This window comes from Moorella humiferrea (assembly GCF_039233145.1).
Lineage (GTDB): Bacteria > Bacillota > DSM-521 > Neomoorellales > Neomoorellaceae > Neomoorella > Neomoorella humiferrea.
Window position 1 is genome coordinate 954,074 of sequence record NZ_CP136419.1, and the last position, 21,231, is coordinate 975,304.

The following is a 21,231-nucleotide window of genomic DNA, read 5'->3' on the forward strand; positions in this document are numbered from 1 at the left end:
TTTCTTTATTTTTTTGAGGAGGCGGAAATGTATCTTAAATTTATAGAGCTTCAAGGTTTCAAGACCTTCGCCGAACGCGTCAAGCTGGAGTTGGGCCCGGGGCTAACGGCCATTGTCGGGCCGAATGGCAGCGGCAAGAGCAACATTGCCGATGCCATCCTCTGGGTTTTGGGGGAACAGAGCGCCAAAATTTTGCGCGGGTCGCGTATGGACGACGTAATTTTTGCCGGCAGTGAAAAACGGCGCCCGGTAGGTATGGCCGAGGTCACTTTACACCTGGATAACAGCGACGGCAGCCTGCCCCTGGACTACCAGGAGATAGCTGTCACCCGGCGTTTTTTTCGTTCCGGCGAAGGTGAATATTATATCAACAGGGTTCCTTGCCGTCTGCGGGACATCCAGGAGTTGTTTTTAGATACAGGGTCCGGCAGAGGGGGGCTTTCTATTGTCGGTCAGGGCCGCTTGGAAGAAATTTTTACCGCCCGTCCGGAAGATAGAAGAGCGGTCCTCGAAGAGGCTGCCGGCATTGCCCGCTACCGCTCGCGCAAAAAAGAAGCCGAACAGCGCCTGGAAGCCGTGGAGGCCGATTTAATACGCATAGAGGATCTAATTATGGGTTTAAAGGAACAGTTGGAACCGGCGGCAATGGAGGCGGCCCGCGCCCGGCGTTATCAAAAATTAAACCGGATTTTAAAGCTCATAGAATTAATTATCAAGGCCGGAGAAGCAAAGGAGATAGAAGTACGCCACCGACAAAGCCTGGAACGTTTAAAGGAGCTGGGGACCGACCTGGAAAGGTTAAAGACCAGGGAAGAACTTCTTGCCGCCAGAGCCGGCGAAATACAACTCCGGCAGCAGCAGCGTGCGGTGCTGAAGGAGCGGTACCGGCAGGAACTGCAGGGATTAAGGGAACGCCTGGTCGGCGTCGGGGGAAAGATCAACCTGGTCCGGGAAAAGCTGGCCGATATAGCCCGGCAACAGGAGGAAGATGCCAACCGTCAGCAGCAGCTGGAGGAGGAAAAAAACGCTCTAGCAGCCGCCCTGGCTGCTCTGAACCGGGAAAGAGAAGAGAACGTCCGGGAACAGGCCCGCCTGGAACAGGAAATTACCGGCGGCCGGCAGAGGGAAAAAAACCTCCAGGCAGAAGTCCTTGAGCTGGAGGCGGAACTGGAAAAGATAAAGACCGACCTCTTCCAGGTGGCCCATGAACGCGCCGCCTGCCACAACGAGCTCGTACGTCTGGAAGAAAAGCGGACTTCCATAGAGCGCCTGGCAGAGCACAAAGGACGCCAGCTTAAGGAATGGCAGCATGAAAGGGAGGCCCTTAAAAAGCAACTTGAGGCCGGGCAAGAACAGCTACAGCAGCTGGAAGCAGAATTAAAGAGACTTGAAGAGGAAAAAGCAGTTCTGGAAGGGGAACGGCGCCTTAAAGAGCAGGAACTCGCCACCCTGGAAAGGGAACTGGCCGGGTGGCAGGAACGCCGCCGGACCCTGGCCGCTCAAATAAAAGTCTGGCATCAGGCCCAGGACGAATATGAAGGTTTTACTGAAGGCGTTAAATTTATCATGCAGGCCAGCAAAAGGGGGGAGACCGCTTTAAGGGGTGTCCTGGATGTAGTGGTAGAACGATTAAAGGTACCGGCAGAGCTAACCTTAGCCATTGAAGCGGCCCTGGGCGGGGCGGCCCAGCAAATCCTGGTGAGGACGGCGGAGGATGCTGAAGCCGTCATCCATTTTCTTAAAACCCGGGGGCGGGGTCGGGTTACCATCCTGCCCCTGGCCTGGCTGGAGCCCCGCCGCTGGCCGACCTGGGCCAGTTGGGCTTTACAAGAGCCGGGAGTGCTAGGCATAGCGGCTGGCCTCGTCGTTTGCGATGAAGAAGTACGACCGGCGGTTGATTATCTCCTGGGCCAAATTTTGGTCGTAGACCATATCCGTCGGGCCGTCGCCCTGGGGGAAAGATTAAGGCCGCCCGTCCGCCTGGTTACCGTTGAGGGGGATTTAATCCAGCCCCGGGGACCGGTTACCGGAGGAAATGTCGGACAGAGGGGCGGTTACCTGCAGCGTCGTCAGGCCATCCAGCGGAGTGAGGCCGAACTGGCCGAACTAGACGCAAAAATCAAAGAAGCAAAGGTTAAGAGCGCAAGCTTACAGGAAATACTGGCAAAATACCGTCTGGACTTACAGCGGGTCACGGAGGGGCTCTTTGACTGCCGCGGCAGGCTCCAAAACCTCTTGCACCGCCAGGGTGAGCGCAAAGAGGACCTGGTCCGCCTGGAAGAAAAAATTGCCGTGCTTACTGAAGAAATGGACCAGGGCACCGGTGACTTCCAGGACCTGAACAAAGAGCGGGCGGAAAAACAAGAACTCTTGGACAGGTTGGCAGCCATGGAAGACGGATTGAACCTCCGTTTGACCGAACTCCAGGGAGAAGTGGCTGCTTGCCAGCAGCGCCTTGCTTCCTGCCGCCAGGAGCTGGCCGTCAATCAGGCCCGCCTTCAGGCCTTAAATAATGCTTTTGAACAATTAAACCGCCGGGAAGGGGAGCTGGCCCGGCAACAGGAAAAGTGGCAGCGTCGCCAGGAAGAACTGGCTTCCGCCCGGGAGCAGGCTTCTTCCCTGGAAAACGAGCTTAAGGGAGAACTGGAAAGGCTGGTCGGGGAAGAAGAAAGGCTTCGGGACGCCTGCCGACAGCTTACGGAAAAATTGACCGGTCTGGAAGAGGAAGTCGCCGTCCATGCCGCCGAGGAGGAGAAAGTGGTCCGAGAGCTGGAAAAATTAAGGGTCGAGAGGGACAAAATCCTTGCCCGCCGGCAACAAGAAGAGGTAAATATAGCCCGCCTGGAAACAGCCCTGGCGGCCGTCCACGGCGAGCTGACAGAACGCTACGGTTCCCAATGGCAAAAGGCATTGCAAAAACCCCGGCCGTATCTCCGGAAAAAGGCCCCTTACGTCCGGGAACGCCTCAAGGCAAAGCTGGAAAGTTTAGGCGAAGTCAACCTGGGAGCCATCGAGGTTTACGAAGGTTTAAAGACCCGCGTCGATGAATTGGAGCGGCAGAAAAAGGACCTGGAAGAAGGCCGAGCGGCCCTGCACCAGGTGATAACCGAGATGGAACGTTTAATGGCCCGGCAGCTCAAGGCCACCTTTAACGCCGTCCAGGAGCATTTTGCCGCCATCTTCCAGGAACTCTTCAACGGCGGCGAGGCCCGCCTGGAGCTGACCGGCAACGGGGATATTTTGGACGCCGGCCTGGAGATCATTGCCCGGCCGCCGGGAAAGAAACCCCAGCATCTGGCCCTTTTGTCAGGGGGGGAAAAGGCCCTGACGGCAGTGGCCTTCATCTTCGCCCTCTTAAAAGTTAAGCCCAGTGCCTTTTGCATCTTCGACGAGGTGGATACGGCCCTGGATGAAGCCAATGTCGAGCGCTTTGCCCGGATGCTGCGTCAGTTCGCCGAACGGACGCAAATTATCGTTATCACCCACCGCCAGGGCACCATGGCCGCAGCCGACGTCCTCTACGGCGTGACCATGACGGAACAAGGCGTCTCCCGCCTCGTTTCGGTACGGCTGGAGCAACTGCCGGCTTAAACACAGAGAAGCCCCGCCCGTTCTGGCCGGGGCTTCTTGTGTCCACGGCTATTCTTTATCCCTTTTCGTAGTCAAATTATTGGGCGGCGTCTTGTACGGGTTTTCGCGTAAAACCTCTCCCTTTGCCTCCAAGTTCCACAACTCTTCCGGGGATTCCTCGCGTATGAGTTCGTGCCGGAAAGTTTTCTGACGGTCGCTGATTTCTTTATCCGTCATAACGGCACCTCCAGGAAAAGTTTCCAAGCAAGGATTAGTTTTCCCTTTGTTGGCCGAGAAATACCCTATAAACTAAAGGCAGGGTATTTTTATTTTTTTACGTCTTAATAAATAGAGAAGCCAGTAAACAGGAGGGGAGGGTATATACCTGGAAAAAGATTTAATCAGACGGGCTGCAGCTGGAGATGAATGGGCCTTCACGCGGGTAGTAGAACTTTTTAGTCCCTTCCTTCTGGCGATAATCTTACCAATCGTAGGTGGTAAGGAAACAGCGGAGGATATCTTACAGGAGACTTTTATTCAGGTTTACCGTTCCCTTCACACCTTTCGCGGCGGTAGTTTCAAACGCTGGCTGGCCCGTATTGCTATCAATAAAGCGATTGATTGGAAACGCAAAGGAAAAAGCAATTTAGAGATGATAGTAGAATATCCCGGGCAGTTGGAGGTATTCAAGGTTGCCCCGCTGACTTCTGTGGAAAATGAAGTAATTTACAGGGAAACAGTAGCCAACTTACAGTCTTTATGCCGGGAATTACCCGAAAGTTATCGCCATGCTTTTACGGGCTATTATTTTGACGGCAAAAGTTATCGAGAATTGGCAGCTGAAGCCGGCGTTACAGTAAAAACGGTGGAATCGCGTTTATATCGCGCTCGCAGAATACTAAGAGAGAAGTTAAAGGGGGGTTAAGTGGTGCCGCATTACAGTCGCCGGGAATGGCGGTTATACAAGGACGAACTGTTACCGGAAGGGGTGCGGAGGGCCATGGAGGATCACCTGCGGCACTGTGAAGCTTGCCTTGAAAATTACCTGGCTGCCTTCGAGTCCCAGGATGAAACGGCGGCTGCCGGAATCCTTTCCCCTGATTTTTCCGCCAGAGTTGCCCGCAGGGTTGCCGGAATGGGCGCCCGGCAAAAGTATAAGACGGGTCCGGGCGGTAACTGGGTTGCCAGGGCCATCCAGTATTATACCATAGCGGCTGCCGTTACCCTTCTGCTTTTGGCCGGAGGATGGTTCGACTTTATGGTTTCAGAAGCCATGCATAGCCAGGTGCGGGTAGCAAGAATCGCGCAGACCCTCGAGGAGAAAATTTCCTTCGGATGGTCCGAGCGCCTGTTTGAAAACGCTACTGATAAACTTACGGAAATTATCGATAAGGAGGTTGCCAATTAGATGGGTAAAAGCAAATTAATAAGTTTTATATTATCCTTTTTTCCCGGCCTTGGCCATTTCTACCTGGGTCTGATGAACCGTGGTATAGCCTTCATGGCAACGTTCTTCGGCTGGATGGCGCTGGTAATATTGGCCAGCGTCATCACCGGGTTCAAAGGTTTTATTGCGCTGTTAATATTACTCCCCCTTATCTGGCTCTACAGTTTATTTGACGCCGTCCAACTGTGCGGTCGCCTCCAATCCGGGGAAACGGTTTCCGATAGTTCCCCCCTGGCGGAGCTGAGTGAGAGTCTAGTCAACGGTTATAAGAGCAGGTTATGGGCGTTGCTGTTTAGCATTATCCCGGGCGCCGGGCATATGTACCTTGGCTGGCAGCAGCGGGGGCTGGGGTTTATGTCTACATTTTTCCTGGCCATGTTTCTTATGGAATGGTTGCGCTTAAGCCTTTTCTTTTTCATGCTGCCGGTGATCTGGCTGTATAGTTTCTTTGATGTTATGCAAATGGTTTCGAACGACATATCGGTTCCGGCCAGCGAAGGAAGTTTTTCTACCTGGCTGTTAGAAAGACAACGTTGGGTGGGTCTTGTTTTAATTGGTCTGGGCATTCTTATTATATTTGACCGCATGGTTGTTCCTTACCTTAGCTATGAATTAATAAACTTCATCAAAACGGGATTTATAGCGGCAATATTTATCGGCGGGGGCTTAAGGCTGGCTCTGGGAAGTAAGATTGACCTGCCGGCGACAGAAGAAAAGACGGGAGTATCCTCAAATAATGAATTGATGGAGGGTGAAAGATGCAATCACAGGGAAAATCCATAAGGCAATGGCGGGTAGGTTCCTTTTCCACGGCACTGGCGCTGATTTTGTTTGGCGTGGCTACCCTGGTGTACAGGCACGAGCCGGGCTATGTTCCCCAATTAATAAATAACTGGTGGCCGGTGGTGCTCATATTGCTGGGTTTGGAAATTTTTCTGGCGGGTTATTTTTGCCGCGACGATGTACCCCGGCTAAAATATGATTTTTTGGCTTTAATTCTTGTCCTCGTGATAGTAATTATCAGTCTGGTAATTTATGTTTTCAACAGCAGCAGTTTGGCTGCCAGGTTGACCCAGGCCCTTGGCGCGGCAAGCTATACGGTTGATCTGCCGGAAAAAAGGTTGTCTGTGGCGGAAGGAGTGAAGAAAATTGCAGTCCAGGGGCCGGGACGCGAGTGGCATAACCTGCAGCTACGTTCGGGTAGTTCTGCCGATCAAATAGTATTTTTTGGCCAGGCGATGGTTACAGCTACATCTGAAGCGGAAGCAAGGGAGATGGCTCGCAATGCTGGCTTATTTACCCGCCAGGTTGGCGATACCCTCTTTTTGGAATTGAGGGAGGTACCTTTATACCAGGGATTTGGGCCTTCTGCCAGGATATCAGGCAGCACCTTGATTCTCCCTGCTGGTTTGGCAGTAGAGGTAGCTGGCGATAAGATTGGGGCAGGACTGGAGATGGTTTTGGATTACCTGGAAGCAGACTGGTCTATTACTAACTCGGGGCCTATCCGGGTGACGTTAAATCGGGGTATAAACGTTCAAATTGAAGCTTACTCCCGGGCTGCCGAAATGTTTCAGGGAAATATTAACTGGAAGATTCAAAACAGGTTAACTTCTACGGCCCCCTCGGATCAGAAATTACCCGTGCCTCCGTACAATCAACCGGAACCAGAAGTGATGGCCCGGGCTACTGTTGGCGAAGGCGGGCCGCTTTTGAAACTGTTTTCCCGGGATGCGATTATGATAAATACCCGGTAAAAAGGGTTCGAGCGCTGTCACAAAATCCTCTTTGCCGGTGTTATAGTTACAGCAGGGGTTTTAAAGGGAGGGAGGTTCCCATCAAATCTGCGGAATTTGAAGCCCTGTTTCAAAGCTTCTATCCCCTGGTGTACCGGCGGCTGTATTATCTCCTGGGGGAGCGGGCGGCGGCCGAGGACCTGACCCAGGAAGTCTTCCTCAAGCTGTACTACCAGCCGCCCCGGGAAAAAAGCAACCTGGGCGGCTGGCTGTTGCGGGTGGCCGCCAACCTGGCCTACAACTACCTGCGCGGCGAAGAGCGGCGCCGCCGCCGCGAGGAGAACCAAGCCAGGGAGGAGGGCGGCGTTATCCCCCTGGAGGAAGCGGTCATCCGCAGCCAGGAGGCGCGGCTGGTCCATCAATGCCTGGCCAAGCTCCCGCCCCGGCACCGCATCTGCCTGCTGTTAAAGAACGCAGGTCATACTTACGCCGAGATCGCCGCGGTCATCCAGGTGGATAAAAACTCGGTGGGTACCATCCTGGCCCGGGCGCGGCGGCACTTCATAGCTTTATACAGCGAATTGGAAGGGAGGGACGACCATGTGTCCGGAGGAGGGCATTCTTCAGGCCTATCTTGATGGCGAACTGGATTTGGATATGGCAAGCCGGGTAGCGGGCCATTTGGCTGCATGTACCGCCTGCCGGGAAAGGTTGCACGGCCTGGAGAAACTGGCAGCGGGCACCGGTGCTGCCCTGGCGCCTTACCGGCGGGAAACCGAGGCCATGGGTCGTCCTGTACGGGTTCCCCCCATGAGCCTCCCGCCCGGTAGCAACCGGCCCCTGACTAAAACAAGGAGGATCGGCGACATGATCCGGCAGCACAAGTGGTTTTCCGGTGCAGCGGCGGCCGCCTTGGCTTTGGCCGTCTTCTTAAGCTGGGCCCCGGGCCGCAGCCTGGCCGCCCAGTTCCTCAACGTTTTCCGCATGGAGAAAATCCAGGTGGTGAAGATCACCCCCGAAGATATGGCCCAACTGGATAAACTTTTAAGCGGCCAGGGGGGAGAAGTGGACATCAAGAACTTTGGCCGGGTAGAGGTGCGAAAGCCAGATAGGGCGGAGTTAAGGGTGAAAAAGGTGGAGCCGGACCAGGTGGCAGCCCTCAGCGGTTTACAACTGGACCTGCCCGCCACCCTGGCCGGGCGGGCAAGGGCGGCCGTATACATTGAGCAGGCCCCGACCATCACCTTCACCCCCGATGTGGAAAACCTCAACAGCTATCTCCGGAAACACGGCGGCGTCCCGCTGCCGGCCGAACTGGCGGGCAAGTCCTTCACCTTGAGCATCCCGCCCCTGGTCATAGCCGACTATGGCCAGCCGGGCAAAGGTTTTACCCTGTACGCCGCCCGCGACCTGACAATCGACGCGCCCCAGGGGGTCGACCCGGTAGCCCTGCGCGAGGCCCTGCTCAACCTGCCCTTCCTGCCCGAAAACTTGCGCCGGCAACTGGCGGCCATCAAAGACTGGCAGCACACCCTGCCCATCCCGCAGACCCAGGGTATGGCGGCGCGGGAGATCACGGTCAACGGCAACCAGGGGGTATACTTTAGCGACGGCGCTACTAACGGCAAGATTATCCTGGCCTGGCGCCAGGGTAATAGCTGGCGGGCTATCACCGGCCTATCCCTGGATGAAGCCCTGCGGGTGGCGGCGGAGGTCAAATAATGGCCTTAATTGAAGCACGGAATTTGACCAAAATCTATGGCCGGCAAGTAGCCTGCCGGGAGATCTGCCTTTCCGTAGAGGAAGGGCAGATCTTTGGCCTCTTAGGACCCAACGGCGCCGGCAAGAGTACCCTGGTAAAGATGCTGGTGGGCCTGGTCTACCCCACGGCCGGGGAGGCAAAGGTTGCCGGCTACACGCCCCAGGACATCAGGGGCCGGCGCCGGGTGGGTTTTTTACCGGAGAACTTCCGCCTCCACGGCTGGATGAAAGGAGAAGAGCTATTGACCTTTCACGCCCGGCTGGCGGGCCTGGAAGGCAGGGCCGCCAGCCGGCGGGCTCATGAAGTCCTGGAACTGGTGGGCCTGGCCGGGGAGGGCCAGAAACTGGTTGCCGATTACAGTAAAGGCATGCAGCAGCGCCTGGGCCTGGCTGCCGCCCTGGTGGGCGACCCGCGGGTGGTCTTCCTGGACGAGCCCACCTCGGCCCTGGACCCCCTGGGCCGGCTACAGGTGCGGGAGATCCTCCTGGCCCTGAAGGAAGCCGGCAAGACCGTCTTTTTAAACAGCCACCTGTTGAGCGAGGTGGAGCAGGTATGCGACCGGGTGGCCATCATCAACCGGGGTACGGTGGTGGCCGCCGGCCGCCTGGATGAACTTCAAGCCGGCCCGGCGACGGTCGCCATCAGGTTGGCTGGCCTGACAAGAGAACTGGTGGCGGAGCTACGCCGGCGTTACCCCGAACTACAACTGGAAGGTGACCGGCTCACCCTGGCCCTGGGCGGCCGGGAGGAAATCGCCGATCTGGTGGCCCGGCTGGTGGCCGGGGGTTGCCGCATCTATGAAGTGAGGCCCGGCCATAGTTCCCTGGAAGACGTCTTTGTCCACCTGGTGCGGGAGGGGGAGCAGGTATGTGGTTGATGGCCCTCTTTACCTTCCGGGAGGCCTGGCGGAAAAAGGTGGCCCTCATCGCCGGCGCCCTCACCCTGGCCTTCCTCATCCTGTACGGCACCGGTCTGCACTTTATTACCAGGGACATGGTGAATACCGCCAATCCCGCCGCCGCCGCCAGTTACTATGCCATGATGCAGGCGGTTACCCTTTTTGTCCTGGGGATTTACCTGGCCAGTTTCCTGGCGGCCGGCCTGGCCGTCCTGGCCGCCGTGGGCAGCGTCGCCGGAGAAATCGAAAACGGCACCCTGTACACCCTGGCGGTACGGCCCCTGTCCCGCCGCGACCTGCTCCTGGGGAAATTCCTGGGCCTGGCGGCCATGCTGGTCACCTACGCCGCCCTCTTTTTCCTGGCCCTGGCCAGCCTGGTGTACTGGCAAACGGGTCTGGTCATTCCCGGGCTGGTGCCAGCCCTGGGCCTCTTTATCCTGGAGCCCCTGGTTCTCCTGGCCGTCACCATGCTGGGGACCACCAGGCTAAGTACCCTGGGTAACGGCGTCCTGGCCTTCGCCCTCTACGCCCTGGCCGTAGTCGGGGGTATGATAGAACAGATCGGCGCCCTGGTGGAGAGCACCGCTGCCATTTATACAGGTGTGGTCACCAGCCTCATCCTGCCGGCGGACGCCGTCTACCGCCGGCTGGTGGCGACGGTGGTCGACCGGCTCCCCGTCGGCAACGGCCAGGATATTCCCCGCTTTATCAATCCCCAGTCGATGCTGGGGCCTTTTGGCAGCCAGTCCACCCCCAGCGACTGGATGCTCCTCTATACCCTGGTCTATATCGTCGTTCTGCTGGCGGCGGCAGTTTACGTCTTTAACCGGCGCGATATTTAAGGGAAGCCTTTTGACGTTAGTGCAAGGGGATTACCATTGAGCCTTTTCAGCAAGCTTCCTTTTACCGGTATAATATCCCTGCCACCCCGGACCTGGAAGGCGGAACCCGGAAATACTTTTCCACCCCATATCACTAGCGTTGCATAAAAATTTTTAGCACAGTGCAAGGCAATATATGGAAGGAAGAATATGTTATATAATAACATTAATGGTGTATACAACCATGCATTTTCTTCCTTCACTGGCCAAAGGACTTAGGTTATCAGGGGTAGTCCTTATCCACATATTGCCATATAAAGTTGCTTAAAGAACTAAGGGGTCATAAGTTACGTCGTTTAAATAATCAGCTTCGCCAGCTAAAACTTGCTTTACTAAATCCTGATAGATGCCTTCATAGTCTATCTTGTGCCGCCCATAAGACCTTCGTTTGGGTTTACGGTGCAGGCTTTGGACGAAGAAGGTAAAGGGCTCATATAGACAGGTGCGTATTAAACGTTTAATAGTGAGCAATGGTCCTTGATAGCCGGCCTTTAATTGCAGCATAACCATCAGGCAGTAGGTTATTAGCGCTATGAAGAGCTGGTTTTCTACAGCCTGTTCGCTTTTACCATAAAAATGTTTCACCTGCAGGTGTTGTTTCATCCATTTGAAGAAGAGTTCTATCTGCCAGCGCTTACGATAAATCTCGCTTAATTCTTCCGCCGGTAACTCGAAATCATTGGTGACTATAATTACCGGTTGCCCTTGGGTATCTTCGGTTGTTATCAGCCGTAAAGGGTGCTTCATTTTGGTAACTCCATCTTTGCCAAGGTAAACAAGCTGTTCCTTTTTAACCTTGCTGTCAGGGTTTACCGGCAACTCGGCGATTATTTCTACCAGAGCATTACCCTTTAAGCGGCTGGCAAAGCGGACGCCTTCTTCACAGTATCTGTCAAACTTCTTGTAATCGACATAGCCGCGGTCAAAGACGTTTAAGGCTTCTTCTTCCTCTACTACGAGGGTATCCATCTGGGTTTTATCTGCCTTCCGGGCCGGGGTGACAATTGCTTTATCAGGTAGAACCTCTTCTTCACAGAACTTTAAGCGCAGGTGGAGTTTTATCCCGCTTTTAGTCCTGCGAAACTCGGCCCAGAGGTACTGGGTAAAACAGAGACTAATGATAGTGGAATCGATGAGGTAAATACGTCCTGCGGTATTTCTTAAGTTTTCAAAGCCGATTTCCCGGCCTATCCGGGTGGTGAGATGGCTGAATAATAGCCGGATGAATTGCGGCGATAAATCCCTTAAACGGCGCGCTATCTGGGAGAAACTGATACTCTCTAAATTGATAGCCCGGCTAAATTGCGGGTCATTGAAGCTATTGCTGATATCCCGCAAGCCATTAAGTTGTTCCAGCTGAGCGAAGGCTATTAGTTTAATGAGTTGAAGGGAATTTAGCTTCTTAGCGTACTTATCGACCCCCATACCGGCGGTTAACTGCCAAAAATAGTCGTTAGAAACCGGAGCAAACAGTTGATGAAATGTGGATAATGTGGTATCCTTACCTTGCATTTGGGCCTCCTTATGTTAGAGGTTGGGGCAAGGACTACCCTCAATCTCTAGTATAAGGAGTTTTTTCTTGCAAGGCTAGGTTATTTCAGGAATTTGGCTGTTTTTTGGGCGTTATGTCCCTTGACAAGTTTATTTTTTCTTTATGCAACGCTAGTGCCGAAATAGGAATAGTTGAAATTAGGTTGCCTTAACAGGACTAGAAAAAGGAATAAGTAAAGCCTTTTTGGAAGGTGGGGGGATACTCTAGACTTGCCATGAAAAGAAACATATCCGTAGCAATAATTTTTGCCGCCTTAATTACCTTGATATTAGGTAGTACGTACTGGTATATAGAATGGTTTGGGTGGAATACGGCTCCCAAGCGAGCTGATGTGATTATAGTGTTAGGTGCTGCTGTTTGGGCGAATGGTCCAAGCCCGGCTTTAATGGAACGTATTACACTGGCCGAAACTCTTTATCAACAGGGATATGCGCCGGCGCTAATTACGACAGGCGGCATTGGGAGATTTAATCCTACCCCGGAAGGAAGCGCCGCCCGGCAGGTTCTTATTTCCCATGGTATCCCTGCCAATGTAATTTATGAGGAAGTCACTTCGAGCAACACCAGGGAAAACCTGGTTGGGGCCCTCAACATTATGCGCAAACACGATTGGAAAAGTGCGATTATTGTCACCCATGATTTTCACCTTTTACGGGCCATGACCGAAGCTCGCCGGCTAGGCATAGAGGTTTCCGGCGCCGGTGTCCATGAAACAGCCATGTTTAGGCCGCCGCTGGTACTACGAGAGGTAATCGCTAACCTGGTTAAAGCGATCGGGTATAACTTGTAAATGTATCTTTGCTAAGTGCGTAATAAGGTCTTTCATTAAAAGGGGTGTAATCCTAGCCTAAATAAGCGTAATGCTTAAATAGTTATAGACAAAAGATGGTAAATTGGTATCCTAAAATGACGGTCTACCTTTTATTTAGCTTTGTTAACAGTCATTACCACCTTACAGCCTGCGCCCGATCATCTCAATCGCCAAAAGAAATCGAGGAGGCAGTAGCCCTTGTAAATGGTCTGCAATCTTCTCTCTCTTGTAATTCGGCTGGTCACCCAGCAGCCACTTGATGCGGTAGGCATTACCTCCTCGGTATTACGGTAGACCGCAACGCATCCCACATCTCACCGGGCACCAGCCCCAAGCGCCAGATGGCGATGCCGTCAAGGCCGTAACGCTTGGCGATACCGACTTTGGTTAAAATACTTGCCGGAGTTTCGGCGGGGGCGGAAATACCGAGTACCAGCTTTTCCGGCGGAACAAGAGCCCTGGCTATCTCCACAGCCTGCTTGACAAGGCTTACCGGCTCCGGCGTGGAACCGTAGTCATAGGCCATGATTATGATCCGGTCGGCAAGCCCTCCCAGGGCCTTATAATCGTACCCCTGATAGGCGCTGTTGGGGGCGTGGAGGGTGAGGGTTAAGGCAAGGCCGGCAGCTTTAATTCGCCCCGCAAGGTTTCCCACGAACCTGGTGAAGCTGTCCCGCACCGCCTGCAACTCCTCGCCTGTGTCTTGATAACCTAAACCCTCAAAGTCCAGGTTAATGCCCTGGTACAATACCGCTTCTGCCATTATGTCGTTAACCGCCCTATTCATCGCCACCTCATCGGCCAGCAGGGAAGAAAGGGTACCGTCCCCGTCGGTTACGTGGACGACCATTTCGGTTTTTAGGTTATACTCCCTGGCCGCTTTTAGCACCCTTTCCCAGCCGTCCGGCCGCTGCCAGCCGGTCCTGCTCCTGGTCAGGAGTTTTCCTTCTTTGTCCAGGCTGTACCAGCCCAGGGCCAGCTCGTCTACAATATCCGTGTTTCCTGCCGCGTATTCCGGGTAGGGCCGGCCAAAGAGGTTGGTCCAGCTGCTGGTTCTCTCGTCGCCCAGGGCATAAAAACCGATCACCGTCATCGCCGCGGGCGGGGAAGTAATCCGGACTTCCATAAGGGCGCCGTCCCAATCCACCCGGCAGCCGAAGGCTTCGCTGAAAAACCTTAAGGGTATCAACGTCCGGCCGTTAAGGATCTGCGGGGGCACATCCAGGGGTATGGGGGTGCCGTTATGGTAGGCGGTATTGTTGTCGATCTGGAGCCGGACGGAGTTTTTCCCATCGGTGGCGCTTACCGTCCGGGTGGTGCCGTCCCAGGCCACCTCCACCTTCAACGCTTCCCCAGTGGCGCGAAAAGGGACCAGGACGCGACCGTTCTGGATAATTGGTTGTACATCAAAATCGACCCGTAGTCCGTCTACAAAGACCGGGATTTCCTGCTGCCCCTGGGCTAAGCCCGGCCGCGACAAACCGGCGGTCAATAAAAGTATAACAAGTACAACCGTCAGCCGTTTCATTTTAAACCTCCTGCCAATGGTAGGGGCGATTATTATCGAAACGACAAGAATCAAAGTATTCTTTTCGCCCTCGAGCAGGCAATTCCTCCCGGCTTTGCCAGTACTCACCTGAATTTTTACTCCAATGCAGTGCTTAAGGCGCAAAAGGATATTATTGACAGATTGCCGTCCGCAGGCTAATATAATTATGTATTAACTGTATTAATAAAACTAATACAGAAGAGGAGGTGCCTATGTTTCATCTTGATTTCCGGGATCGTCGCCCCCTGCACGAGCAGATTAAAGAACAGGTCAAAAAGCTCATTATCACCGGCGTACTGCAGCCGGAAGAGCAGATACCTTCGGTACGCGATCTAGCCCACATGCTCGCCGTCAACCCCAATACCATTCAGAGGGCGTACAAGGAGCTGGAGGCGGAAGGCTACATTTATTCCATCCGCGCCAAGGGGAACTTTGTCGCCCGACGTGATCCTGGTGTCCACAATTCCCGGCGGGAGGAACTCTTAAAGGAGCTGGAACATAACGTGGCCGAATTAATGTATCTCCGTGAACCTTTGGAGCGGGTACTGGAAACCGTACGCGCCGTCTATAAAAAAGGAGGCCTGAACGATGATTGAGGTCAGGGATCTAACCAAGAGGTTCGGCGGTCATGAGGCACTAAAAGGTGTCAGTATTGAAGTTGCCAGGGGTTCTGTTTACGGCTTACTTGGCCCCAACGGCGCCGGCAAGACCACCCTTATTAAACACCTGGTGGGCGTTTACCGCCAGGATGCAGGAACCGTGACCGTTGCCGGTAGGCCGGTTTATGAGAACCCGGATGTAAAGGCCATCATCGTCTATATTCCCGACGAGCTGTACTTTTTCTCTCCATACAGCGTCGAGGAGGCGGCCCGTTTTTACGCCGACCTCTACCCCGGCTGGAGCTGGAAAAGATATGAGATCTTAAAGCAGGTGTTTGCCATCGATCCGCGACGGCGGATCACCCGCCTTTCCAGGGGGATGCAGAAACAGGTGGCCTTCTGGCTGGGCATTTCCGCCATGCCTCAAGTTATGGTCCTGGATGAGCCGGTGGACGGCCTGGATCCCATAATGCGCAAGAAAGTGTGGAGTCTCGTGCTTCAGGATGTGGCTGAACGGGAAACTACGGTTCTGGTATCCTCCCACAACCTGCGGGAATTGGAGGACGTGTGCGATCACGTCGGCATCCTGCATAACGGTTCCCTCCTTCTAGAAAGGGAGCTTGACGATTTGAAAAGCGATATCCACAAATTCCAAATGGCCTTTACCGGGCAAATTCCGGAAAAAATCTTCTCTTCGGGAACCGTCTTGCACCGGCAGCAAAAGGGAAGCGTTCTCCAGATAGTAGTCAAGGGAGATAAGGAAAAGCTAATGGCCGAGGCCCGACAGGCCGGACCGGTTATTTTGGACGTCCTGCCCCTTACCCTGGAGGAAGTTTTCATCTACGAACTGGGAGGTAGAGGCTATGATATTCAAGGGGTCCTTATTTAAAAGGGGCCTTATAATAAGCGATCTCAAGCGCTTCTGGTGGGTGGGAGGGTTATACGGCATCTTTCTCTTTCTGCTCCTTCCCTTCAACCACATGCTCCAGGAACTACCCATGCAGGAAATCTGGGCCCGGGAAATCCTTAGGAGGTCCCTGGACCTTTTCGCGGGCCAGAGCGGGTTCCAGATAGTCCTGATCTGCATCGTGCCGGTGGTCCTGGGAGTCCTTGTTTTCGGGTATCTTCACAACGGCCGGGCGGCGGCGGTGATGCACAGCCTGCCCTGCAGCCGGCTGAGCCTATTTTTGAGCCACAGCGCAGCGGGGCTTGTCTTGCTCTTTCTGCCCGTTATCTTTAACGGACTGGTGCTGGCCCTCCTCAATACGACTACACATCTAAAGGAGTATTATACCTTCCTGGACATTGCCCGTTGGGTGGGCATGACGGCCCTGTTCGATACCCTGGTATTCGCCCTTACCGTTTTGGTCGGCATGTTTACGGGCAATGCCATGGCCCATGTGGCCTTTACCTATATCCTGCAGGTGTTGCCCAATGGGCTGCACGTCCTCCTGGTGGAGAACTTAAGCCGGTGGCTCCACGGATACACCCCTTTAAGTTACCCCGGCGAACTCCCTTACAACTTTCCCCTCATGATGTTTGCTTCCGGCACGAGGAGCGATGTATTCACCACGGGCGCCGTGGCCGCCTACCTGCTTGCTTCCGTCGCCCTTTTCGCCGCTGCCTTCCTTGTCTATCGGGTGCGGCATCTGGAGGCGGCCGGCGACGTCGTCGCCTTTCCTTTCCTGCGGCCGGTTTTTAAGTACGGCGTTACGACCTGCGCTATGCTCCTCGCCGGAACTTATTTCGCCGCCCGGTATAGGAGCGCGCCGGCGGTAATCCTTTGGGGGTACCTCTTCGGCTCTTTGCTAGGCTATTTTGCGGCCGAGGCCATGCTGCAGAAATCTTTAAAAGTATGGGCCTCTTACCGTGGTTATCTGGTTTACGGGGCGGTTGTCGCCGTCCTGGTGTGGGGGCTTGCCACCGACGTTACCGGTTATGTCCGGCGCGTTCCCGCTCCGGAAGAGGTGCAGAAGGTTTACTTCGGTAGCAATTTAGGGGAATGGATACACCTGGAGATGCTTAAAGATGCCGATGTGGGAGATCCCCGGTACGAAGGCCGGATGTTCTTTGAAGATCGGAACAACATCGAGCACCTTGTCCGCCTGCACCGTGAGCTGGCGGCCGACCGCTCTAATCAAACCGGGGCAACCCGGTATATCATCTACACCCTGGCCGACGGCAGTTATTTGGCCCGCCGCTACGAAGTAGATGAGAGGAAATACGCCGCTTTCTTAAAACCCCTATACGAATCCTTCGAGTATAAAAAGGCCCGGTTTCCCGTGTTGACCCAGGAGCCGGAGGAGATAAAGATGATTGAGATCAATGATTATCGAGTTCCCAAGAACCCACTAATCCTGTCCCACCGGGAAGAGATCCGTGAGTTTACAGACCTGTTGAAACAGGATATTATGGAGGCCACCTTTGCAGAAATGACGGCCGGAGGGAAGCATCACGTCACTATCAACGTGATGGGAGCGAACGGTAGAAGCGATCAATATGCCCTTCTCAACGGGTACAGGTCGGTCATCGCATGGTTAAAGAAAAAGGGGTATTATGAAGGCATTGTTTTACAGCCGGAGGAAGTGGAATATGTCGCCCTGGAGAACCCGGCCGATTACGAAAGGCCCGGCGAGGTCGCGAAGCCCCGCCGGGTGGAAATCAGGGACCGTCAGGTGATCGAGGAACTCCTTAATATCGAGGCCCCGCCCGAGTTCACCGGGAACATAAGACCGATCGTAGTCATCTTTTACGGCAGGACGACTGCGGGACCCTTCGAGTACCACAGCTATATCAACCCGTATGGTACCCTTTCGGCGGCGTTAAAGGAATACGTTGAGCAACTGGATTAGCTCCGGTTGCCAATTAAACCTTGGACAAAAGGCCCCGTCTCTGCTAAATTAAGGGATGGGGTCTTTTGATACGAATAAGGGAGGGCAACTTACTTTGAGCTTATTTAGCAGGTTAAAGGAGAGTTTAAATAAAACGCGGGATAACTTTACCCGGCGGGTGGGGATTTTACTTAACGCCAGCAGCCGCCTGGACGACGATTTTTTTGATGAGCTTGAGGAGATCCTGGTAACGGCCGATGTCGGCGCCAATACCAGCATGGAACTGGTGGAGCGAATAAGACGGGAAGTAAAAAACAGGCGGATAACCGAGCCAACGGCAGTCGGCGAGCTGCTATGTGAAGAAGTTACAAAGATTCTCGGTGAAGAAGTACCGCGTCTGGCCTGGTCGCCGGCCCCGCCGACGGTTTACCTGGTGGTGGGGGTCAACGGCGCGGGGAAAACGACTACCATCGGCAAGCTGGCCTATCGCTTCAAACAGGAAGGCAAAAGGGTCATCCTGGCGGCGGCCGACACCTTCCGCGCCGCGGCCGGGGAGCAGTTGGATGTCTGGGCCGGGAGGGCCGGGGCCGAACTCATCCGCCACCAGGCCGGCGCCGATCCGGGAGCCGTGGTTTACGACGCTTTGCAGGCGGCCCGCAACCGCCGTGCCGACGTGGTCCTGGTGGACACTGCCGGCCGCCTGCAGACCAAGGTAAATCTAATGGACGAGTTGAAGAAGATCCGCCGGGTGATTGAGCGGGAGCTACCGGGAGCGCCCCACGAGGTGCTCCTGGTCCTTGACGCCACCACCGGCCAGAACGCCCTTTCCCAGGCCAGGCTTTTTAGCGAAGCGGTGGGCGTTACCGGGATCGTCCTGACCAAGCTCGACGGCACGGCCAAGGGCGGCGTGGTCCTGGCCATTGCCGCTGAAATGGGGATCCCGGTGAAACTGGTAGGCCTTGGCGAAGGCCTGGACGATCTGAAGGAATTTCAGCCCCGGGAGTTTGCCGCCGCCCTGTTCAGCGGCCTGGCTGGGGTAAAGGAGGAATAACGGTGGGTAAGATTTTTATTAAAGGCTGCACCATCGTCCCCATCAGCGGACCGGTAATTGAAGAGGGAGTTATCGCCGTCGACGGCGACCGCCTCTATTACGTAGGCCCGGCAAACGCTCTTCCGGCCGGCTGGCAGGCGGATACCGTCATCAAGGCCGACGATAAAGTGGCCCTGCCGGGCCTGGTGAACGCCCATACCCATGCCGCCATGGCGCTTTTGAGAAGCTACGCCGACGATCTCCCCTTGAAAGAATGGCTGGAGAAAAAAATCTGGCCCAGGGAGGCGAGGCTTACCCGGGAAGATATTTACTGGGGAACGAAGCTCGCCCTGCTGGAGATGATCCGCTCCGGTACCACCACCTTTGCCGATATGTACTTTAATATGGACGCCGTGGCCGAAGCCGTGTTGGAGGCCGGCCTGCGGGGATGTCTCAGTCAAGGGCTCATCGGTTTTCAGGACGAAGACGGCGGGCGCCTGGCTTCGGGCGTCAGCCTGGTCAAGGAGTGGCAGGGCGCCGGCGACGGCCGCATTACCACCATGCTGGGGCCCCACGCTCCCTATACCTGTCCTCCGGAATACCTGACCAAAGTTGCCGACACAGCAGCGGGACTGGGGGTGGGCCTCCACATCCATCTGGCGGAAACGAAGGGCGAGGTGGCAGATATCCAGTCCCGTTATGGCGCTACCCCCATAGCCCTGGCAAACAGGCTGGGCCTCTTTGAACTCCCGGTCCTGGCCGCCCATTGCGTCCACTTAACCGCCGAAGACATCTCCATCCTGGCGGAGAAAAAGGTCGGTGTGGCCCACTGCCCGGAGAGCAACTTGAAGCTGGCCAGCGGTGTGGCCCCGGTGAAGGCCATGTTGTCTGCCGGCGTTAATGTGGCCATCGGTACCGACGGCGCCGCCAGCAACAACAACCTGGATATGGTGGGTGAAATACGCACCTGCGCCCTGCTGGCGAAGGGAATTTCCGGCGATCCCACGGCTGTTCCCGCCCACCAGGCCCTGGTGATGGCCACCTTGAACGGCGCCCGTGCTCTGGGACTAGATAAGAAAATAGGCACCCTGGAGGCCGGAAAAAAGGCGGACCTCATCCTAGTAAACAAACGCCTGCCTCATATGATGCCGTCCCATAATGTAGAAGCCGATATCGTCTATGCCGCCAGCGGCAACGACGTCGATACGGTGATCGTCAACGGTAAAATCCTCATGAGCGGAGGAGAAGTAAAAACCCTGGACGTTGAGGAGATTTATGCAGAGGTCAAGAAGCGGGCCGGTTGAAGGCAAAAAAAATTCCACCTCCTTCCACGCCTACGGGGTTAGCTGACGGGTGCGGACCCAGGATGGCCCTACCCGGCATCTAGAACAATGCCGGGATTAACCCCAGAAAAACGGTTCCCCCGTTTTCCCACCGAGGAAATTCGGCGATCTGGTGGAAGAAAGGATGGAATTGATGGCATTTTTATTGTAGCATGGGAACCTGTTTTTGTTAACATAAAACTTAGTGGTAAATCTAGAGAGTTTTTTCCAGGGGACTTTTCAAAAATTAGAGTTTAATGGAAGGGGTGAAGTCTGTGGAATACCGCCGGCTGGGTAAAACGGGTATGACGGTATCCGAGCTTTGTTTCGGGGCCTTACCTATGGGGCCGCGTCAGAAAAACCTCGACGTTGATACCTGCACCAGGATTATCAAAAGGGCCCTGGACGGAGGGGTTAATTTCATCGATACGGCGCAGGTATATGAAACTTATGAGCCTATCCGGAGGGCCATTCACGCCTATGACGGGGAAGTAATCATTGCCACCAAGTCCAATGCCGCCACCTATGAGGATATGGAGCGGGCTATCCAGGAGGCCCGGGAGAAGCTCCAGCTGGATTATATCCATATTTTCCACCTGCATGCTGCCCGGGCAACGGAGCGAATTTTTGAGGAAAGGTCGGGCGCTTTGCACTGCCTCCTTGATGCCCGGGAAAAAGGGTTGATCAAGGCCGCCGGTATATCCACCCACAGCGTGGCGGCGGTGCGGAAGGCGGCCGCCGAAAAAGAAATAGACGTTATCTTTCCCTTGATAAACATCAGGGGCATGGGTATTATCGACGGCAGCCGGGAAGACATGCTGGCCGCCATTGCCGCAGCCGTAGCTGCCGGCAAAGGGGTTTACCTGATGAAGGTTCTGGCTGGGGGCAACCTCCTGGACAACTACCGCGAGGCCATGGACTTCGCCCGCCGGATACCGGGGATTGCTGCCGTCGCCGTAGGGATGGTCAGCGAGGCGGAGGTGGACTACAACCTGCGCTATTTTAACGGCGGAGATCCGGGCAAAATAGAAATCGGTACCAAAGAGTTCGCCGTGGTAGAAACCGTATGCAAAGGCGACGGCGCCTGCCTTAAAGCCTGTACCAACGAAGCCATATCTATGGTCAACGGTAAGGCCAGGATCGACCGCAGCAAATGCCTTCTCTGCGGCTACTGCACCGAGGTGTGCCCGCAGTTGGCCATCAGGATGATATAAGTGTCAAAGCCGCGCCCTTGACACGGGTA

19 protein-coding genes and 1 riboswitch are annotated in these 21,231 nt (G+C 54.9%); of the genes, 16 read left to right on the forward strand and 3 right to left on the reverse strand.

The window, feature by feature from the left end; genetic code table 11:
* Window positions 1-27 precede the first annotated feature (27 nt).
* A complete protein-coding gene (smc, locus tag MHFGQ_RS05005; RefSeq protein WP_106006371.1) occupies window positions 28-3,591 on the forward strand; it encodes a chromosome segregation protein SMC in 3,564 nt (1,187 codons plus the stop codon).
* A 48-nt stretch (window positions 3,592-3,639) separates the two neighbouring features.
* On the opposite strand, the gene MHFGQ_RS05010 is transcribed toward smc, so the two are convergent.
* Complete coding sequence (locus tag MHFGQ_RS05010; protein ID WP_161484966.1) at window positions 3,640-3,807, reverse strand: hypothetical protein; 168 nt, start codon at window positions 3,805-3,807, stop codon at window positions 3,640-3,642.
* Window positions 3,808-4,057: 250 nt separating this feature from the next.
* On the opposite strand from MHFGQ_RS05010, the gene MHFGQ_RS05015 reads away from it, so the two are divergent.
* From MHFGQ_RS05015 to MHFGQ_RS05050, 8 genes are all read left to right on the forward strand, one after another.
* Window positions 4,058-4,495: an RNA polymerase sigma factor gene (locus MHFGQ_RS05015; protein WP_245907909.1), complete on the forward strand. Its 438-nt coding sequence runs from the start codon at window positions 4,058-4,060 to the stop codon at window positions 4,493-4,495.
* Between the two features lie 3 nt (window positions 4,496-4,498).
* The gene (locus MHFGQ_RS05020; RefSeq protein WP_106006420.1) at window positions 4,499-4,978 is read left to right on the forward strand and encodes a hypothetical protein; all 480 of its coding nucleotides are present in this window, start codon (window positions 4,499-4,501) and stop codon (window positions 4,976-4,978) included.
* Window positions 4,979-5,800 carry a hypothetical protein gene (locus MHFGQ_RS05025; RefSeq protein WP_106006369.1) on the forward strand — a complete coding sequence of 274 codons (822 nt, stop codon included), beginning with the start codon at window positions 4,979-4,981 and terminating at the stop codon, window positions 5,798-5,800.
* A complete protein-coding gene (locus MHFGQ_RS05030) occupies window positions 5,776-6,774 on the forward strand; it encodes a hypothetical protein (protein WP_106006368.1) in 999 nt (332 codons plus the stop codon). Before MHFGQ_RS05025 ends, MHFGQ_RS05030 begins: the two co-directional genes overlap by 25 nt.
* 128 nt (window positions 6,775-6,902) lie before the next feature.
* Window positions 6,903-7,391 (forward strand): sigma-70 family RNA polymerase sigma factor, encoded by a 489-nt coding sequence (locus MHFGQ_RS05035; RefSeq protein ID WP_245907907.1) that lies wholly within the window; start codon window positions 6,903-6,905, stop codon window positions 7,389-7,391.
* Window positions 7,354-8,475, forward strand: coding sequence for an anti-sigma factor family protein (locus MHFGQ_RS05040; protein WP_106006366.1), 1,122 nt, complete (start codon window positions 7,354-7,356; stop codon window positions 8,473-8,475). Before MHFGQ_RS05035 ends, MHFGQ_RS05040 begins: the two co-directional genes overlap by 38 nt.
* Window positions 8,475-9,392, forward strand: coding sequence for an ABC transporter ATP-binding protein (locus MHFGQ_RS05045; protein WP_106006365.1), 918 nt, complete (start codon window positions 8,475-8,477; stop codon window positions 9,390-9,392). The genes MHFGQ_RS05040 and MHFGQ_RS05045 overlap by 1 nt, the downstream gene beginning before the upstream one ends.
* Entirely contained in the window at window positions 9,383-10,255 is an 873-nt protein-coding gene (locus MHFGQ_RS05050; protein ID WP_106006364.1) for an ABC transporter permease, read from the forward strand. Before MHFGQ_RS05045 ends, MHFGQ_RS05050 begins: the two co-directional genes overlap by 10 nt.
* A gap of 303 nt (window positions 10,256-10,558) precedes the next feature.
* Here the strand turns inward: MHFGQ_RS05050 and MHFGQ_RS05055 are convergent, their stop codons facing one another.
* On the reverse strand, window positions 10,559-11,806 hold the full coding sequence (locus tag MHFGQ_RS05055; protein ID WP_343105502.1) for an IS4 family transposase: 1,248 nt from the start codon (window positions 11,804-11,806) through the stop codon (window positions 10,559-10,561).
* Window positions 11,807-12,231: 425 nt separating this feature from the next.
* Here MHFGQ_RS05055 and MHFGQ_RS05060 point away from each other — a divergent pair, with 425 nt between their 5' ends.
* On the forward strand, window positions 12,232-12,636 hold the full coding sequence (locus MHFGQ_RS05060) for a YdcF family protein (RefSeq protein WP_245907805.1): 405 nt from the start codon (window positions 12,232-12,234) through the stop codon (window positions 12,634-12,636).
* A gap of 292 nt (window positions 12,637-12,928) precedes the next feature.
* Here MHFGQ_RS05060 and MHFGQ_RS05065 read toward each other — a convergent pair whose 3' ends face one another.
* A complete protein-coding gene (locus MHFGQ_RS05065; protein ID WP_106004883.1) occupies window positions 12,929-14,185 on the reverse strand; it encodes a stalk domain-containing protein in 1,257 nt (418 codons plus the stop codon).
* Window positions 14,186-14,418: 233 nt separating this feature from the next.
* On the opposite strand from MHFGQ_RS05065, the gene MHFGQ_RS05070 reads away from it, so the two are divergent.
* From MHFGQ_RS05070 to MHFGQ_RS05095, 6 genes are all read left to right on the forward strand, one after another.
* Complete coding sequence (locus MHFGQ_RS05070; RefSeq protein ID WP_106004884.1) at window positions 14,419-14,802, forward strand: GntR family transcriptional regulator; 384 nt, start codon at window positions 14,419-14,421, stop codon at window positions 14,800-14,802.
* The gene (locus MHFGQ_RS05075) at window positions 14,795-15,694 is read left to right on the forward strand and encodes an ABC transporter ATP-binding protein (protein ID WP_106004885.1); all 900 of its coding nucleotides are present in this window, start codon (window positions 14,795-14,797) and stop codon (window positions 15,692-15,694) included. Before MHFGQ_RS05070 ends, MHFGQ_RS05075 begins: the two co-directional genes overlap by 8 nt.
* Window positions 15,669-17,657: a DUF6449 domain-containing protein gene (locus MHFGQ_RS05080; RefSeq protein ID WP_106004886.1), complete on the forward strand. Its 1,989-nt coding sequence runs from the start codon at window positions 15,669-15,671 to the stop codon at window positions 17,655-17,657. Before MHFGQ_RS05075 ends, MHFGQ_RS05080 begins: the two co-directional genes overlap by 26 nt.
* Before the next feature lie 94 nt (window positions 17,658-17,751).
* Complete coding sequence (gene ftsY / locus MHFGQ_RS05085; RefSeq protein ID WP_106004887.1) at window positions 17,752-18,687, forward strand: signal recognition particle-docking protein FtsY; 936 nt, start codon at window positions 17,752-17,754, stop codon at window positions 18,685-18,687.
* A 2-nt stretch (window positions 18,688-18,689) separates the two neighbouring features.
* The gene (locus MHFGQ_RS05090) at window positions 18,690-19,970 is read left to right on the forward strand and encodes an amidohydrolase (RefSeq protein ID WP_106004888.1); all 1,281 of its coding nucleotides are present in this window, start codon (window positions 18,690-18,692) and stop codon (window positions 19,968-19,970) included.
* 12 nt (window positions 19,971-19,982) lie between these two features.
* A riboswitch (cyclic di-AMP (ydaO/yuaA leader) is annotated at window positions 19,983-20,126 on the reverse strand.
* Window positions 20,127-20,254: 128 nt separating this feature from the next.
* Window positions 20,255-21,202: an aldo/keto reductase gene (locus MHFGQ_RS05095; RefSeq protein WP_245907806.1), complete on the forward strand. Its 948-nt coding sequence runs from the start codon at window positions 20,255-20,257 to the stop codon at window positions 21,200-21,202.
* Window positions 21,203-21,231 lie beyond the last annotated feature (29 nt).